At 71.9% G+C, this 17,023-nt stretch carries 12 protein-coding genes and 1 other RNA gene; 2 read left to right on the top strand and 11 right to left on the bottom strand.

Annotation, left to right across the window (positions count from 1 at the left end; genetic code table 11):
• Positions 1-56 precede the first annotated feature (56 nt).
• From M3667_RS13860 to M3667_RS13820, 9 genes are all read right to left on the bottom strand, one after another.
• Positions 57-1,688 (bottom strand): serine/threonine-protein kinase, encoded by a 1,632-nt coding sequence (locus tag M3667_RS13860; RefSeq protein WP_251508818.1) that lies wholly within the window; start codon positions 1,686-1,688, stop codon positions 57-59.
• Entirely contained in the window at positions 1,681-2,223 is a 543-nt protein-coding gene (locus M3667_RS13855; RefSeq protein WP_251508817.1) for a hypothetical protein, read from the bottom strand. The genes M3667_RS13860 and M3667_RS13855 overlap by 8 nt, the downstream gene beginning before the upstream one ends.
• Positions 2,224-2,412: 189 nt before the next feature.
• Complete coding sequence (recR, locus tag M3667_RS13850) at positions 2,413-3,006, bottom strand: recombination mediator RecR (RefSeq protein WP_013585718.1); 594 nt, start codon at positions 3,004-3,006, stop codon at positions 2,413-2,415.
• Positions 3,006-6,104, bottom strand: a complete 3,099-nt coding sequence (locus tag M3667_RS13845) for a DNA polymerase III subunit gamma and tau (RefSeq protein WP_308196466.1) — start codon at positions 6,102-6,104, stop codon at positions 3,006-3,008. Before M3667_RS13845 ends, recR begins: the two co-directional genes overlap by 1 nt.
• Positions 6,105-6,315: 211 nt before the next feature.
• Entirely contained in the window at positions 6,316-8,853 is a 2,538-nt protein-coding gene (locus M3667_RS13840) for a glycoside hydrolase family 65 protein (protein WP_251508816.1), read from the bottom strand.
• A 73-nt stretch (positions 8,854-8,926) separates the two neighbouring features.
• Positions 8,927-9,661: an HAD family phosphatase gene (locus M3667_RS13835; RefSeq protein WP_251508815.1), complete on the bottom strand. Its 735-nt coding sequence runs from the start codon at positions 9,659-9,661 to the stop codon at positions 8,927-8,929.
• 68 nt (positions 9,662-9,729) lie between these two features.
• A complete protein-coding gene (locus M3667_RS13830; protein WP_251508814.1) occupies positions 9,730-10,980 on the bottom strand; it encodes an acetate kinase in 1,251 nt (416 codons plus the stop codon).
• Complete coding sequence (pta, locus tag M3667_RS13825; RefSeq protein ID WP_251508813.1) at positions 10,977-13,121, bottom strand: phosphate acetyltransferase; 2,145 nt, start codon at positions 13,119-13,121, stop codon at positions 10,977-10,979. The genes M3667_RS13830 and pta overlap by 4 nt, the downstream gene beginning before the upstream one ends.
• A gap of 58 nt (positions 13,122-13,179) precedes the next feature.
• Positions 13,180-13,941, bottom strand: a complete 762-nt coding sequence (locus tag M3667_RS13820; protein ID WP_251508812.1) for a DeoR/GlpR family DNA-binding transcription regulator — start codon at positions 13,939-13,941, stop codon at positions 13,180-13,182.
• A 41-nt stretch (positions 13,942-13,982) separates the two neighbouring features.
• Between M3667_RS13820 and M3667_RS13815 the strand changes: the two genes are divergently transcribed.
• Entirely contained in the window at positions 13,983-14,651 is a 669-nt protein-coding gene (locus tag M3667_RS13815; RefSeq protein WP_251508811.1) for an NUDIX domain-containing protein, read from the top strand.
• Positions 14,652-14,703: 52 nt separating this feature from the next.
• Here M3667_RS13815 and ffs read toward each other — a convergent pair.
• Both ffs and M3667_RS13805 read right to left on the bottom strand, forming a co-directional pair.
• Positions 14,704-14,800: signal recognition particle sRNA small type (gene ffs / locus M3667_RS13810), an RNA gene on the bottom strand.
• A gap of 92 nt (positions 14,801-14,892) precedes the next feature.
• Positions 14,893-15,822 carry an ROK family protein gene (locus tag M3667_RS13805; protein ID WP_251508810.1) on the bottom strand — a complete coding sequence of 310 codons (930 nt, stop codon included), beginning with the start codon at positions 15,820-15,822 and terminating at the stop codon, positions 14,893-14,895.
• Between the two features lie 157 nt (positions 15,823-15,979).
• Between M3667_RS13805 and M3667_RS13800 the strand changes: the two genes are divergently transcribed.
• Complete coding sequence (locus tag M3667_RS13800) at positions 15,980-17,023, top strand: MoxR family ATPase (RefSeq protein WP_251508809.1); 1,044 nt, start codon at positions 15,980-15,982, stop codon at positions 17,021-17,023.

The raw sequence follows: 17,023 nt of genomic DNA, 5'->3' as shown, positions 1-17,023 counted from the left end.
GAACGAGGGGCGACGGTTCTGCGAAGGAGGTGTTTCCGCATCCTCATCCGGAGACGTCAAGACGACGGCGCCGGGCTGGGGACGGTGGCGGACGGCCGCGGGGTCACCGTGGGAGAGGCGACGGACGCCGTGGCGACCACGATCGTGACGGTCGAGCCGAGCACCTGCCGCGTCGCGACCGCGGGTTCGACGGTGACCACCGCCCCGATGATGCCGGGTCGAGGTTCACGCACGACCAGGGGCACGAGTCCCGCGGCCGACACGAGCCCGACCGCGTCGCGCTCGGCGAACGAGGCGACCTCGGGCACGACGGTCCATCCGCTCGCCACGGCGAGGTCGACGGCGCTCCCGATCGGAAGCTCGGACCCGACGTCGGCCCCGGCCGCGAGCACCGTCTGGGCGGCGGACGGTCCGTCGTGGGCGGTCACGACACCGGGCAGCAGGCCCGCCCGCCGCAGCGCCTCGGCGGCGTCGGCGAGGGCGAGGCCCCGCACCTCCGGCATGGGCGCGGAGATCGGCGCGACCGGAGTGGTCGGCACCGGATCGGAGGGCGTGGGAAGGGGAGTGGCGACGACGGGGTCGGCGCTCACGACCGCGGCGGGCGCTGCCGACGCGGGGGCGGCAGCCGATCCGGATGCCGTGGGCAGTGCGGCGGCGGCGATCACCGCGACCACCACGGTGACGGCGGCCGCCGCGAGCACCCACAGCCACGGCGAGGTCGCACGGGGTTCGGGTTCGATCGGCGCCGGAGCGAGCGGATGCGCGGCGGTGAGGACGCGGGTGGGCGCGGGGGCGGGGTCCTCGGGGAGGGCCGACTCCCGGTGCGCCCGGGAGAGGAGGGGGTCGATCGCCGCGCGCATGGCACGCGCGTCCGGGTAGCGTTCCGCGGGTTCCTTCAGCAGCGCCCGGACGATCAGCCGGTCGACGGCGACGGGCACCCCCGGCGCCGCCACGGACGCCGTGGGCGGGAGGGCCGTGAGGTGGGCGCGGACCGTGTCCGCCACCGAGGAGCGAGGGAACGGCGGGGTCCCCGCCAGTGCGAAGTACAGCACCCCCGCCACCTGGTAGAGATCTCCCGCCACGCCGACGGGGTCTCCTCGGAGTTGCTCCGGCGAGGCGTACGACGCGTTTCCGACGACACCCTCGCCGGCCGCACTGCGCAGCACGTCGGCTCCGCGGGCGGACTCGCCCACGGGGGCCGACAGGCCGTAGTCGATGAGGTGCACGCCGAGGATGCGCGCGTCGGCCCCGCGCGCGATCAGCACGTTGGCGGGCGAGATGTCTCGGTGCACGATGCCCGCGGAATGCAGCACCTGGAGGGCATCGAGAAGCGAGGCGGCCACCGTCAGCGCGGACGCGTGATCGAGGGCGCCGGACCCCCGCACGGTCTCGGTGAGCGAAACCCCCTCGACGAAGCCCCACGCCGTCCACGACCGGGAGGGGGTCGCTCCGTCACCTCGGGCGACCGAGGCGCTCAGACCCGGGTGCGACAGGCCCGCCACGATCTCGGACTCCCGCAGGAACGCCCGCGCGAGGGCGGGGTCGTCGGCGAGGTGAGGGTGCAGGACCTTCAGCGCGACCCGTTTGTCCGTCGTCGTGTCGAGGGCGTCGTACACGGATGCCGTGGCCCCCGAACCGAGGAGGGCTCGGATACGGAATCTCGCGTTGACCTCGTCGGTGTCAGTCAACGAGCTGGACCGCGGGGCCGGTCTGACGGTGGCGCCGCCCGGACCGGGTGCCGATGTTGAAGGCGCGGACGATGGTCGAACGCCCGAGGCTGTCGCGCGCGGCGCGCGCGGCCGCATTGGCCTCGCCCGGTGATTCGTACCAGCGCGAGCAGATCAGCACCGGCTCCCCGCTCAGTCGCAGCGCCCAGCCGTGCCGCATCGCGGCAGAGCCGCGCATGACCGACGGCGTGAGTTCGGCGAAGCGGGCGCGCAGTCCCTCCGCCTCGGCCCACGCGGAATCGGGCGACTCGTGCAGCGAGCTGCCGCGGGCGAGCTCGCGGTTGTTCGTGGCGAGCAGCCGCCACACCCCGAACATCCCCCGCTTACCGGGGGCGTCCTGCGTGCGGACGCTCGGCAAGGGAGGGGTGGATGCCGCCGGCAAGGCGCGGGCGCGGAAGGCGAGCCATGCCGCGAGCATCGGATCGTCGGCCGAGCGGAAGGTGTCGAAGACGACGCGTGCGAGCGCGCCGGACGGCGCGGAGAGCGGATTGCTCACGAAGGGTCCCCTGTCTGACGGACCGTACGCCGTGTCTTCGGGTGACACTCCGATGTTCCGCAGGTGAGAAGGTGCTCCCCGTCTGTGGCGAACACGGGAGCGGGGGGTGAACGAGCGGTTCACCACGTGCAACTTCTCGCGGCGAATCCTGAGATTCGCCGCGACGGCCTCATCTTCCCGAGGCCGGGGTCAGAGCGTGCGGCGACCTTCGAAGGCGCGGCCCAGGGTGACCTCGTCGGCGTACTCGAGGTCTCCGCCGACGGGGAGTCCGGATGCCAGGCGGGTGACGCGGATCTCGAGCGTGTGCAGCAGCCGGCTGAGGTAGGTCGCGGTCGCCTCGCCCTCGAGGTTGGGGTTGGTCGCGAGGATGACCTCCTGCACGGTGCCGTCGGCGAGGCGCTGCATGAGCTGGGTGACGCGCAGGTCGTCGGGTCCGATGCCGGCGATGGGGCTGATCGCCCCGCCGAGCACGTGGTACAGACCGCGGAACTCGCGGGTGCGCTCGATCGCGGCCACGTCTTTGGCGTCTTCGACGACGCAGATCAGCGTGGCGTTGCGGCGGGGGTCGCGGCAGATCGAGCAGCGCTCCTGCTCGGTGACGTTGCCGCAGATCTCGCAGAACTTGACCTTGTCGCGGATCTCGCCGAGCAGGGTCGACAGGCGCGACACGTCGAACGACGGCGACTGCAGGATGTGGAACGCGATGCGCTGCGCCGACTTCGGGCCGATGCCCGGCAGGCGGCCGAACTCGTCGATGAGGTCTTGGACGATTCCGTCGTACATCAGTTGAACCTCGTCGGGGGCTCGTAGGGTTCGTCACGCACGTAGGTGGCACCGAGCATCTGCCGCACGACCGCCTCGCCGTAACGCTGCACGCCGCCGCCGAGCGGGGGCATGCGCGGAACCACGACGGGTGGCAGCGGAGCCTCGGTCTCGTCGGCGGGCGGGATCACGTCGTCGTCGTCGACCTCCTCGGGGGCCGGGACCGACCGGGCCACGTCGCGGGGCGGGAGCACGACGCCCTCGCGGACGGGTGTGGCCGGTGCGATGCCGGCGGAGGCCTCATCGGGTTCGTCGTCGACCGCCAGGGCGGTCGGAGCGCGGAACGCCGACGGCGCACCGCCGTCGGAGGCCGGGATGGGCGCCACGGCCCACTCGGTCACCGACGAGGCGTACGGCGCCGACGAGGTCGCGGTGCGCGGCGCGGAGGGCTGCTGCCCGCTCCGTCGCGTGGCCTCGGGGCCGGCGGACGCCGAGCCTGCCGGTCCACGCGGAGCGCCGCCCTGGCCGCCGGGGCCACCGCCCGACCCGCCGGGGCCGCCGGGCTGGTCGCCTTCGAGGCGAGCGAGGTACTTCACCCGGACGCCGAGCACGGCCTGGATCGCCTGTCGAAGGTCTTCGCTCGGGCCGCCCTCGGGCGTGCGGGTCTTGAACGCCGACAGATCGTTCGTCGTGCGGAACGCGAGGGTGAGCACGTCGTCGTCGTAGGCGACGACGGTCGAGGTCGAGACGATCAGCCACGAGGCACGGCTGGCCACCTCGAGCTGACCCAGCACCTCGGGCCACGCGTCGCGCACGTGCGCCAGGTCGATCGGGCCGACCGGGGTCGCCGGCGGCGTCGGGGCCGACGGCTCGAGCGGGGAGGCTTCGTCGGCTGCGGGAACGGCACCGGCGGACTCAGCCGCAGCAGCGGGTTCGGCCGCCGCGTCGTTCTCGGCTGTCGCACCGGGTGCGGGGCGTGGCGCCGGCTCAGCCGCAGCGGCGGGCTCGGCGCGTTCTGCGGGCTCGGCTGCCACGGCCGCTTCAGCGGGCGGGGTCGTGGACGCCGGCTCGGGCTCTGACGCCGGCGCGGCCTTCGTCGTCGGCTCGGACGCCGGAGCCGGTTCGGGCTTCGCGGCCGGCTCGGGCTTCGCGGCCGGCTCGGGCTTCGCGGCGGGCTCGGGCTTCGCGGCGGGCTCGGGCTTCGCGGCCGGCTCGGGCTTCGCGGCCGGCTCGGGCTTCGCGGCCGGCTCGGCGTCCGCGACAGGATCGGATGCCTGGCCGTCTCCGGACTTCGAGACGGATGCCGCCGAGGGCGCCCTGTCGAAGGGGTGCGCTTCGTCGTCGTCGTCGGGCATGGCGAGAGCCGGTTCGACGGCCGCCGCGGGCGAGACCGCGCGAGTCGGCGCGGGCTCGTCGAACACGGGAGCGTCACCGTCGTCGAACGGCGGCGGAGCGTCGTCGTCGGTGAAGGGCGGCGGAGCGTCATCGTCGGAGGGGGCGCTGCCGGCCGTCGCTGCCGGGGCGGCGACGCGGTTCGTCGCGTTCGCGGGCGCGGGCCTCTCGGCATCCGCCGACGTCGGCTCGGGGCGACCGGGAGCCGCGACCCGCGGGGCGCTGACGCCCGGAGACGCCACCGTGGGGGCTGCCGCGCCCGGCGACGCGATGCGGGGGGAGGCGACCCCGGGCGACGCGATGCCAGGGGAAGCGACGGCCGGCGAGGCCACGGTCGGTGAGGCCACCGCCGGTGAAGCGATCTTCGGAGAGGCCACGGCCGGCGACGAGGCGCCGCCCGCCGAGGCACCGCCTGCCGAGGTACCGGGCGACGCGATGCGAGGGGCCGCCGCGGGAGCGGACGACACCGCCGGCTGGGTCGACGGTGCGGCGATGTCGGCCGCGGGAGACGCGGGACGCCCCGTCGCGGGGGTGACCTGCGCGGGGGCTGCGGCATGAGCGCGCCCTGCTTCGATATCGTGCGCCGTGGCGGGCGAGCCGCCCTGAGCGACACCCGCGTGCGTGAGCACGCGCGCCACCAGCAACTCGAGCTGAAGGCGGGGAGAGGTGGCGCCGGTCATCTCGTCGAGCGCGGCCACCACGAGGTCGGCCGTGCGGGACAGACGGGTGGTTCCGAAGGCGGTGGCCTGGCGCGACATGCGCTCGAGCTCGTCGTCGGGAACCCCGCGCAGGACCGCGGCGGCGCCCGCACCCGTGGCGGCCACGATGATCAGGTCGCGCAGGCGCTCGAGCAGGTCGTCGACGAAGCGGCGGGGGTCTTGGCCGGTCTGCACGACGCGGTCGACGGCGGCGAAGGCTCCTCCGCCGTCGTTCGCGGCGAAGGCGTCGACGACCTCGTCGAGCAGCTCGGAGTGCGTATAGCCCAACAGCGAGACCGCGCGCTCGTAGCGCACCAGCACGTGGCCCGCGGAATCCGCGTCGCTGCCGGCGATGAGCTGGTCGAGAAGGGAGAGGGTGTCGCGGGGCGACCCGCCGCCGGCGCGCACGACGAGGGGCAGCACGCCGGCCTCGACGCTCACGCCCTCGGTCTCGCAGAGCTCTTGGACGTACTCGAGCATCGCGGCGGGCGGAACCAGCCGGAACGGGTAGTGGTGCGTGCGCGAGCGGATGGTGCCGAGCACCTTTTCGGGCTCGGTGGTGGCGAAGATGAACTTCACGTGGGCCGGAGGCTCTTCGACCAGCTTGAGCAGGGCGTTGAAGCCCTGCTGCGTCACCATGTGCGCCTCATCGAGGATGAAGATCTTGAAGCGGTCGCGTGCGGGGGCGAAGATCGCGCGCTCGCGCAGGTCGCGCGCGTCGTCGACGCCGTTGTGGCTGGCGGCGTCGATCTCGACCACGTCGAGCGACCCGCCGCCGCCGCGCCCCAGCTCGACGCAGCTGTCGCACGTGCCGCAGGGGGTGTCGGTGGGGCCCGCTGCGCAGTTGAGGCAGCGCGCCAGAATGCGGGCCGAGGTGGTCTTTCCGCAGCCGCGCGGACCCGAGAACAAATACGCGTGACCCACGCGGTCGCTGCGCAGGGCGGTCATGAGCGGCTCGGTCACCTGCGACTGCCCGATCATCTCGCCGAACGCCTCGGGGCGGTATCGGCGGTACAGGGCTGTCGTCACTCCACCAGCCTACGGCGTACCTCCGACATCGCCTCCGCGGCCTCGGGCGATCGCCCCTCGGGCCGCGCGGAATGGCGGGGATCCGGTCGACGGAGGACGCGATCGACCCGTGGCATCCTCCCCTCCCCGATCCTCCTCCCGCGGGCGAAGAAGGCGCCCGCGAACGCCGAACGCGGCGACCCCCCGCAGGGTGCCGCCGCGTTCGAAGAGCTCAGAAACCGCCGTCGAGTCCGACCGCGATGGGCGCCTCGTCGTCGCCGACGACCGGGATGGTCGCGGTGACGATCGGCACCGACGCCGACAGCAGCGTGCCGTCCTCGCGCACGGAGCCCTCGAGCTGACGGATCGAGGGACGACCGGGCCGCACCGGACCCTGACCGTGCAGGGCCACGCGCACCGTCTCATCCGGAGCGACGGTGTAATCCACCCCGCGCACGGCGAAGGTGACGGGGCCGCCCTCTCCCCCGGCGCGAAGGGTCAGCGCCGACGCGGTGAGGGTGATGTCGAGGCGCGTGCCGTGCCAGTGCAGCACGTATGACAGCTCGGGCCAGTCGGCGGGCAGACGCGGGTCGAAGGTCAGCAGACCGAAATGGTCGCGCATGCCGCCGAAACCGCTGACGAGGGCCGTCCACACGCCACCGGCCGAGGCCACGTGCACTCCGTCGGAGGCGTTGTGATGCAGGTCGCCGAGGTCGACGAACGCGGCCTGGCGGAAGTACTCCAGGGCGAGATCCTGGTAGCCGACCTCCGCCGCGAGGATCGACTGCACGACCGCCGAGAGCGTCGAGTCGCCCGTGGTCAGCGGGTCGTAGTACTCGAAGTCGGCGAGCTTCTCGGCATCCGTGAAGTGATTGCCCTGCAGGAACAGCGCGAGCACCACGTCGGCCTGCTTGAGCACCTGGTACCGGTAGATCACCAGCGGGTGGAAGTGCAGCAGCAGAGGACGCTGATCGGGCGGGGTGTTCTCGAGGTCCCAGATCTCGCGCTCGAGGAACACGGCGTCTTGGGGGTGGATGCCGAGGGCCTCGCTGAACGGGATGTGCATGGCCTCGGCGGCCTTGTCCCACCGCTCGGGCTCCGACGGGTCGAGGTTCATGCGATCGGCCATGTGCGCGTACGCATCGGGGTCGTTCTCGGCGAGATCGCGGACCGTGCGCGCGGCGAAGCGCAGGTTGAACCGCGCCATGACGTTGGTGAACAAGTTGTCGTTGACGACGGTGGTGTACTCGTCGGGCCCGGTGACGCCGTGGATGTGGAAGGAGTCGCGCTCCCCGTCGTCGGAGCCGTCGCTCGAGCGCCAGAACCCCAGCGTCGCCCACAGGCGGGCCGTGTCGACGGCGATGTCGACGCCCTCGCGGGCGAGGAACTCCTCGTCGCCGGTCGCCCGCACGTACTTCGCGAGCGCGTAGGCCACGTCGGCGTTGATGTGGTACTGCGCGGTACCCGCGGCGTAGTAGGCCGAGGCCTCCTCGCCGTTGATCGTGCGCCACGGGAACAACGCCCCGGCCTCGTTGAGCTGGTGCGCGCGCTTGCGACCCGCGGGGAGCATGAGATACCGCATGCGCAGCGCGTTGCGGGCCCACAGCGGCGACGTGTACGCCAGGAACGGCAGCACGTAGACCTCGGTGTCCCAGAAGTAGTGCCCGCTGTACCCCGAGCCCGTGACGCCCTTGGCCGGCACGCCCTGCCCGTCGGCGCGGGCGGCCGCCTGCGCGAGCTGGAAGAGGCACCAGCGCGTGGCCTGCTGCAGGTCGCCGTGACCACCGATGCGGACGTCGGAGCGATCCCAGAAGTCGGCGTACCAGGCGATCTGCTTCTCGACGAGCCGGTCGACACCCGTCTCGACCGCGCGATCGAGCGTGCGGCGGCAGCGGTCGAGCAGCTCGCCCGTCGGGACGCCCCGAGAGGTGTGGTAGCTCACGAGCTTGGTGATCGTCGTGGGCACACCGGCCCGGGCGTGCACCCGGTAGACGTTCTTGGCGATGTCAGGCTCGATGAGCTGACGAGAGGTGTACTCGTTCTCGGTCTCGACGAGGTGGTCGGCGATGACGGCGAGCGTCATGTTCGACTCGCTGACCTCGTAACTGAGGGCCGAGCGGTTGCCGTCCTGCCAGTACTCGCGCGGCTGCAGCACGCGGTCGCTGAGTTTCTCGGTCTTGCGCGGGTCGAAACCGGACTGCTTCGACGCCATGGGCGAGCCGCCGTAGATGCCCTCGCCGTCCTGACGGTTGAGCAGCTGGCTGCTCACGGTGACGGGAGCGTCGGCGTCGAGCACGGTGACGGTCAGGCGCAGCACCGCGAGGTGCTTCTCGTCGAACGAGACGAAGCGCTCGTCCTCGATGCGCACGCGCTTGCCCGAGGGCGTGACCCAGAGGAGGTTGCGACGCAGGATCCCCTGGCGCATGTCGAGCACGCGCTCGTACTCGCGCACGTCGGCCACGTCGAGCGACAGCGGCTCGTCGTCGACGTAGACGCGCATGACCTTGGCATCCGGAGCGTTGATGATCGTCTGACCGACCTCGGCGAAGCCGTAGGCCTGCTCGGCGTGGCGGATCGGGAACGTCTCATGGAAGCCGTTGATGAACGTGCCCTGCTCGAGGGCGAACCGGCCCTCGATGGAGTTGCCGCGCAGTCCGAGATAGCCGTTGCCGACCGCGAAGAGGGTCTCGGTGACCCCCACGTCATCGAGCGAGAACTCGGTTTCGACGAGACGCCATTCGTCGATGGGGAAACGATCGCGATCGATCATCACGTGCCTTCCAGGGCGAGGGGGCGTACCCCGTGCCCGCGGTGAGTCGGGTGGGTCGCGTGCAGGCGACGGCTCAGTCTACGAAGGCCGCGAGGTCGTCGACGACCACGGTGGCCCCGGCGGACGCGAGGTCTTCGGCGCCGACGCCGCGATCCACGCCGACGACGACCGCGTATTCGGCAGCGACCGCCGACTTCACGCCGCTCAGGGCGTCTTCGACGGCGACGGATCGGGCCGGGTCGACCCCGAGCATGCGCGCCGCCTCGGCGAACACGTCGGGAGCGGGCTTCGACGACAGATGGTCGCGCTCGGCGACGACGCCGTCCATGACGACGGGGAAGCGATCGCGGATGCCGGCGGCCTCGAGCACCTCGACGGCGTTCTTCGAGCTCGACACGACCGCGATGGGGACCCCGGCCTCCTGCAGCACGTCGAGAAGGGCCACCGAACCCGGGTAGGGGGCGATGCCCTCGCGGCGCAGGATCTCGGAGAAGACCACGTTCTTGCGGTTGCCGACCCCGCACACGGTGTCTTCGGACGGGTCGTCGGAGGGATCGCCCCACGGCACCTCGACGTCGCGGCTGCGCAGCAGACTCGCCACGCCGTCGTAGCGCTTCTTGCCGTCGACGTACTCGAAGTAGTCGCGGTCGGTGTAGGCCGGCTCGATCTTCCACGCGGCGAACAGCTCGTCGAACATCGTCTTCCACGCCCGCATGTGCACCTCGGCGGTGGGAGTCAGCACGCCGTCGAGATCGAACAGCACCCCGTCGAACGTCGTCAGGTCGGGCAGATCGGCGGTGGGGGTCATGGAGAACTCCGGGTCGAAGAAGACGGTCGCCCCAGCAGGGCGGGGTCAGCGTAGCGGGACGAAGTGTCTCAGCGGGTGACCGACAGGGTCTGCCGCGCGATCTCGAGCTCTTCGTCGGTGGGCACGACGAGCACCTCGACGCGCGAGGCGTCGGTGGAGATGCGCCGGATGCCGCGTCCGCGCGTCGCATTGCGCTCGGCGTCGATCTCGACCCCGGCGAATCCGAGCGTGGCCAGGGCCTCGGCCCGCACGGCGGCGGCGTTCTCGCCCACCCCCGCGGTGAAGGAGATCACGTCGACGCCGTCCAACTGCGCGAGGTAGGCGCCCGCGTACGCCCGCAGGCGATGGATGTAGACGTCGAAGGCCAGGCGCGCCGCCGGGTCTCCCGCCTCACGTCGCTGCTGGATGTCGCGCATGTCGGACACCCCCGCGATGCCGAGCAGGCCCGAGCGCTTGTTGAGCAGCGTGTCGAGATCGGCGGTCGACATGTCGGCGCGACGCGCGAGCTGCAGCAGCACCGCCGGGTCGAGGTCTCCCGAGCGCGTGCCCATGACGAGCCCCTCGAGGGGCGTGAGGCCCATCGAGGTGTCGACCGAACGGCCGCCCTCGATCGCGGCGACCGAGGCGCCGTTGCCGAGGTGGAACACGATCTGCTTCAGCTCGGTGAGCGGGCGGCCCACGAAGGCGGCCGCGGCCTCGCTGACGAACTTGTGGCTCGTGCCGTGGAAGCCGTACCGGCGGATGCGATGGGCCTCGGCGACTTCGCGGTCGATGGCGTAGGTGTAGGCCTCGGGAGCGAGTGACTGGTGGAACGCGGTGTCGAACACGGCCACGTGCGCGACGTCGGGGAACGCCTTCTTCGCCGCGACGATCCCGGCGAGGTTCGCGGGGTTGTGGAGGGGTGCCAGCACGGACAGCTCGTCGATGTTGATCTCGACGAGCGGCGTCACGACGGTGGGGGCGAAGAAGCGCGCGCCGCCGTGCACGACACGGTGCCCGACCGCGACGGGGGCGTGCTCTTCGAGCGACGGTCCGTGCGCCGCGAAAGCGTCGAGCATGACGGCGAAGCCCGCGGTGTGGTCGGGGATCTCGCGCTCGATCGTGTACGTGGCATCCGTCACCGTGGGCGCCGGAGCGTCGGGAGCGGCGAGGGAGGCCGAAGCGACCGTGTGGGTTGCCGTTCCCCCGGTCCCTGAGCCTGTCGAAGGGTCTCCGATGCGCTCCACGAGACCGGATGCCAGCACTTGCTCGTGCGCCATGTCGAGCAACTGGTACTTGAACGACGACGAACCGCTGTTGACGACGAGGACGACGCTCACTGGGTGCCCCCCTGGGCCTGGATCGCGGTGATCGCGATGGTGTTCACGATGTCGTCGACGAGGGCGCCGCGCGAGAGGTCGTTGATGGGCTTGTTCAGGCCCTGCAGCACGGGACCGATGGCCACCGCGCCGGCCGAGCGCTGCACGGCCTTATAGGTGTTGTTGCCCGTGTTGAGGTCGGGGAAGACGAACACCGTCGCGCGACCGGCGACCTCGGAGTCGGGCATCTTGGCCCGCGCGACGGCCGCGTCGGCGGCGGCGTCGTACTGGATGGGCCCCTCGACCAGCAGTTCGGGCGCGCGCTCGCGCACCAGGGCGGTGGCGGTGCGGACCTTCTCGACGTCGGCCCCCGTGCCCGACTCCCCCGTCGAGTACGACAGCATCGCCACGCGCGGTGCGATGCCGAACTGCTCGGCGGTGGCGGCCGACGACACGGCGATGTCGGCGAGCTGCTCGCTCGTGGGGTCGGGGATGACGGCGCAGTCGCCGTAGACGAGCACGCGGTCGGCGAGGGCCATGAGGAAGACGCTCGAGACGACCGAGACACCGGGGGCGGTCTTGATGATCTCGAACGCGGGCCGGATCGTGTGCGCCGTGGTGTGAGCGGCGCCCGAGACCATGCCGTCTGCGAGACCCAGGTGCACCATGAGCGTGCCGAAGTACGACACGTCGGTCACGGTGTCGGCGGCCTGCGCGTAGGTGACGCCCTTGTGGGCACGGAGTCGGGCGTACTCGGTCGCGAACTTGTCGACGTGCACGGCGTCGAAGGGGCTGAGCACCTCGGCGTCGCGGATGTCGATGCCGAGCTCGATCGCGCGCCCGCGCACCTCGATCGGTTCGCCCAGGATCGTCAGGTCGGCGATGCCGCGCGAGAGCACGGTGGCCGCCGCCCGCAGCACGCGGTCGTCGTTGCCCTCGGGCAGCACGATGCGGCGCTTGTCGCTGCGAGCGCGGTCGACCAGGCCGTATTCGAACATGAGCGGGGTGACCACGCTCGGGCGGGCGACGCCGAGCTCGCGCGTGAGCAGTTCGGTGTCGACGTGGCGTTCGAACAGGGCGAGGGCGGTGTCGTAGCGGTGCTGCGAGTCGGCGGCGAGGCGACCGCGCGTGTTCATGATGCGCACCGCGGTGTCGTAGGTGCCGAGGTCGGTCGCGATGATCGGCAGCGGCGAGCCGAGGCCGTCGATCAGGCGCACGATCGCATCGGGCAGCTCGAATCCGCCGTTGAGCACGATGCCGGCGAGCGAGGGGAACGTGCCCGAGGCGTTGGCCAGCAGGGCGGCGATGAGTACCTCGCTGCGATCGGCCGGGATGACCACGACCGCGGACTCTTTGAGCCGCGGCAGCACGTTGACCATCGACATCCCCGCGACGACCACGTCGAGCACCTCGCGGGTCAGCAGCGCCGGGTCGCCCTTGATGAGCTCGCCCTCGACCGAGCGCAGCACGCCGCGCACCGAGGGGGCGATGAGGAAGCGGTCTTCGGGGAGAGCCCAGACGGGCACGCTGCGGCGTTCGGCGGCGGCGCCGATGGGAAGCGCGTCGACGACCTGACGCACGGATGCCGTGATCTCGTCGAGGTGGTCGGGATCGGCGCGGTTGGCGATCACGGCGAACAGCGCCGCCCGCTCGTGCTGCAGTTCGGAGACGGCGAGCGAGGCGATCTGCCCGACCTCGTGCGGGGTGCGCGCGACCGACATTCCCAGCGTCTCGCTGTGACCCTGCTGCGCGCGACCGCCGAGCACGAGGAGCACGGGGGCGCCCAGGTTGGCGGCGATGCGGGCGTTGTATGCCAGCTCAGCGGGGCTGCCCACATCGGTGTAGTCGCTGCCGATGATGACGACCGCGTCGCACTGGGCCTCGACCGCCTTGTACCGCTCGACGATGCGAGCTAGAGCGGCGTCGGCGTCGTCGCGCACGTCGTCGTAGGTGACGCCCACGCAATCGTCGTAGGCGAGGTCGACGCTGTCGTGATCGAGCAGCATCTCGAGCACGTAGTCGCGCTCGGCCGTCGATCGCGCGATGGGACGGAACACCCCCGCGCGCGGCGTGACGCGGCTGAGGGCGTCGAGGACGCCCAGAGCCACCGAGGATTTGCCCGAATGACCTTCGGCCGACGTGATGTAGATGCTCTGCGTCACGGAGCCAGCCTATTGCGGGCCTCCGACACCGCCGCGGGGTTGCTTCGGCGTCGAGTGATCAGGAGGGGTCCACCGGCACGATCCGGGCGCCGGCCCTCCGGAGGTCCGCGGCGAGGGGCGCGGAGGGATCGAGGTCGGCGATGATCCCCGCGACCCCGTCGAGTGGAAGTATGCCGAACCGCGAGGCCGCTCCGAGCTTCTCTTCGCTGGCGAGAACGAACGTCTCTGCCGCGCGGGCGGCGAGAGTGCGCTTCATGGCCGCCTCCTCGGCATCACCCGTCGACAGCCCCGTCTCGGGGTGAACCCCCGTCACTCCTAAGAAGAAGAGATCGGCGCTGACGTTCTGCGCCGCTTCCACCGCCGCGGCCCCGCAGGCGACGGCGGAGTGCTTGAAGAGGCGCCCGCCGAGGATCATGACCTCGGCGTCGTGGTCGAGAAGTGCGGCCGCGATCGTCGGCGAGTGGGTGATGACCGTGCCGCCGAACGAGCGCGGCAGCAGGTCGACCATCGCCAGGGTCGTCGTGCCGCCGTCGAGCAGCACCGTGGAGCCGGGCTCGATGAGGGCGACCGCTGCGGCGGCCACGCGCTCTTTACTCCCCCGCGCGACCTCGCGACGAGCGGCGTAGTCGGCGACGGCGGGCGACGCCGGGAGCGCCCCGCCGTAGACGCGCACCGCCTGGCCCGCGGCATCCAACTCTCGGAGATCCCGGCGGATGCTGTCTTCGGAGAGCCCCAGCTCGACGGCGATGTCCTTCACGACGAGACGCCCGTCACGCCGGAGCCGGTCGAGCAGGACGTCTTTGCGGGCGGCAGCGAGCATGCTTCACATTCTTGCATGTTTCTGCACTATTGTTCCGAATCATGATCGACCCTCGCCCCGGCACCACCGTCGCCGATCACCGCGGCCGCACCGGTCTGCACCTCACCGGCCGAGACCTCGACCGCAACCCGCGAGTGGAGGTCACCCGCGTCGAGCTCCTCGCCGCGGGCTGGCACGTCCTGCGGGCGACGACGTTCCGCTATCGCGGCGACGACGGCGAGTGGACGACCCTCACGCGCGAGACGTACGACCGCGGCAACGGTGCGACGATCCTGTTGTACGACCCCGCGCGGCGCACCGTGCTGCTCACCCGGCAGTTCCGCTACCCCGTGTACGTCAACGACCACCCCGACGGCATGCTCATCGAGACCGCCGCGGGCCTGCTCGACGACGACGATCCGGTCACCGCGATCCGTCGCGAGGCCGAGGAGGAGACGCGGGTGCGGGTCGATGAGGTGCAGCACGTGTTCGACGTCTACATGAGCCCGGGATCAGTCACCGAGCGCCTGCACTTCTTCGCCGCGGCCTACGACGGCACCGAGCGCGAGGGCGATCGCGGGGGCCTTGCCGAAGAGGACGAGGAGATCGAGATCCTCGAGTACGACATCGACGTCGCGCTGGCGAAGATCCGCGACGGATCGATCCAGGATGCCAAGACGATCATGCTGCTGCAGTGGGCGGTGCTCGACGGGCCCTTCGCGCGGCGCTGAGGCACGGCATCCGGAATGGGCTCTGGGCTCCGGGCTCCGGGCTCCGGGCAAAGAAAAAGACCCTCCGCGCACCCGGTAGAGCCTGGTTACCCTTGCTACGTTTCCGTCCTGGGGGAGTTGGCCGGGATACCGCCACGCGGAGAGCCGTCGACTAGCTTACCCGACTCGTCGGCCTCTTCACGCCGTGCGGGCAGCCGCCCGCGCGAGTCGTCGGGACTGGTCGCTTCGACCACGCGACGCCTCACGCCTGCAACGCGAGCGCCGCGGCACCCAACAGCGGTCCGTCGCCGTCGAGTCCCGACCCGACGATGCGGCAGCGGCGGGCGTAGGCGTGCAGCGACGCGGCCTGCGCCGCCGCACGCACCTGGTCGATGTAGTCGGGAGCGACCTGAGAGAACCCGCCGGCGATGGCGACGGCCTCGAGGTCGCACAGCATGGCCGCGGCCGCGATCGCCTGTCCGACGGCGGTGGCCGATCGCCGCACCGCGCGGACGGCGATGTCATCGCCCGCCGCGTGCGAGGCGGCGAGGTCGAGCCCCGTCAGTCCCTCCCACCCCTGGGCGCGGGCCCACGCGACCGTTCCGGGGCCGGCCGCGACCGCCTCGAGGGTCGAGGCCACGACCTGGTCGTCTTCGATGGTGCGCACGAAGATCTGACCGAGGTGTCCGGCGTTGCCGCTCGCGCCGCGCACGGGCTGACCGCCCATGACGAAGCCGCCGCCCACGCCCGTCGACACGACGATGGCCATCGCGTCGTCGCAGCCGACCAGTGCTCCGCGCCAGTGCTCGGCGAGGGCGATGCAGGTGCCGTCGAGGGCCAGGTGGATCGGACCGTCGACCAGTCCGCCGAGGACCTCGTCGATCGACAACCCCGCGGCCAGCGGCAGGTTCAACGGCGACACCGACCGCGACGGCAGGTCGACGGGACCGGCGCTGCCCACCCCGATCGCTCCCACGCGGGCGGTGGGGACGGCGGCGAGCGCTGCGGCGGCAGCCTCGCGGACGTTGCGGGCGATCTGCGCGCGGTCGGCCTCGCGCCCCGTCGGACGCCGGGTCACGCTCGCGCGCTCGACCTCCCCGTCGACGGACACGAGGGCCGCGTCGACCTTGGTCCCGCCGATGTCGACGGCGAGCACGTGGGTGAAAGGGAGGGTGGTCGCGGTGTCGGGCATGGGGCTCCTCGGGCGGATCGACGCCCCCGATCCTAGGGCGGCAGCCGTGCGCCGCCTGTGCACCCGCTCCGTTCCGGCCCGCCGCACCATGACGCGGGTTACGATCAGGTCACGGCGGCGAGGATGCGCCGCCGCCCTCCACGACACAAGGGATGCCATGGACGAGACGGTCACGCCCGAGGCGACCACGCGGACACGCCGCACCGACACGAGCCCGCGCCCGGGCGTCGACATCGGCCTGGACGCCGCGTCGTTCGCTCAGCTGACCGGCGACATCGTGGCATCCGTCTCGCGGGTGATCGACGGCAAGCCCGATGCCGTGCGCAGCGCCCTGATTGCGTTGCTCGCCGAGGGACACCTGTTAATCGAAGACGTCCCCGGCGTCGGCAAGACCATGCTCGCGCGGGCCCTGGCCGCCACGGTCGACGCCGACGTGCGGCGCATCCAGTTCACGCCCGACCTCCTCCCCGGCGACATCACGGGCGTATCCGTCTTCAACCCGGTGCAGCGGCAGTTCGAGTTCACCCCCGGCGCCGTGTTCGCCAACATCGTGATCGCCGACGAGATCAACCGCTCCTCCCCCAAAACGCAGTCGTCGCTGCTGGAGGCGATGGAGGAGCGCCAGGTCACCGTCGACGGTCGGACCCACGTGCTCCCCTCGCCGTTCCTCGTCGTCGCGACGCAGAACCCCCTCGAGATGGAGGGCACCTACGCGCTGCCCGAGGCGCAGCGCGATCGCTTCCTGCTGCGCATCTCGATGGGGTATCCGGATGCCGCGGCCGAGGCGCTCATGCTGCGCCAGCGCGACAGTGTGAACCCGCTCGACGGGCTGACCCCCGTGGTGAGCGCGCGTCAGGTGACGGCAATGACCGCCTGGGCTCGCGGCGTGCACGTCGCGCCCGCGCTCGAGGAGTACGTCGTCGCCCTCGCGCAGGCGACCCGCAGCCATCCCGACATCCGCCTGGGCGCGAGCCCCCGCGCGACCCTGCAGCTCGTGCGCGCGGCGAAGGTGCGCGCGGCCCTCGACGGGCGCGCCTACGTCATCCCCGACGACATCACGGCACTGCTGTCGCCGGTGTTCGCCCACCGTCTGATCGCCAACCGGTCGGCGGCCGGCGGTCGCGCCGGGGCCGCCGTGGTCGCCGACGCGCTCGAGCGGATCGCCGCGAGCGTCCGCGTGCCGCTCGCGCCGCGACCGTGA

The organism is Microbacterium sp. P26 (assembly GCF_023712585.1).
In the GTDB taxonomy this organism is placed as follows: domain Bacteria; phylum Actinomycetota; class Actinomycetes; order Actinomycetales; family Microbacteriaceae; genus Microbacterium; species Microbacterium algihabitans_A.
The sequence above is the reverse complement of the archived record's forward strand: the minus strand, read 5'-3'. Positions and strand labels throughout refer to the sequence as shown.

Bases quoted from the DNA above. Each gene is read 5' to 3' on its own strand.
- M3667_RS13835 (WP_251508815.1), bottom strand. From the start codon at position 9,661: ATGACCCCCACCGCCGATCTGCCCGACCTGACGACGTTCGACGGGGTG.
- M3667_RS13840 (WP_251508816.1), bottom strand. From the start codon at position 8,853: ATGATCGATCGCGATCGTTTCCCCATCGACGAATGGCGTCTCGTCGAA.
- M3667_RS13800 (WP_251508809.1), top strand. From the start codon at position 15,980: ATGGACGAGACGGTCACGCCCGAGGCGACCACGCGGACACGCCGCACC.
- M3667_RS13820 (WP_251508812.1), bottom strand. From the start codon at position 13,941: ATGCTCGCTGCCGCCCGCAAAGACGTCCTGCTCGACCGGCTCCGGCGT.
- M3667_RS13815 (WP_251508811.1), top strand. From the start codon at position 13,983: ATGATCGACCCTCGCCCCGGCACCACCGTCGCCGATCACCGCGGCCGC.
- recR (WP_013585718.1), bottom strand. From the start codon at position 3,006: ATGTACGACGGAATCGTCCAAGACCTCATCGACGAGTTCGGCCGCCTG.
- M3667_RS13805 (WP_251508810.1), bottom strand. From the start codon at position 15,822: ATGCCCGACACCGCGACCACCCTCCCTTTCACCCACGTGCTCGCCGTC.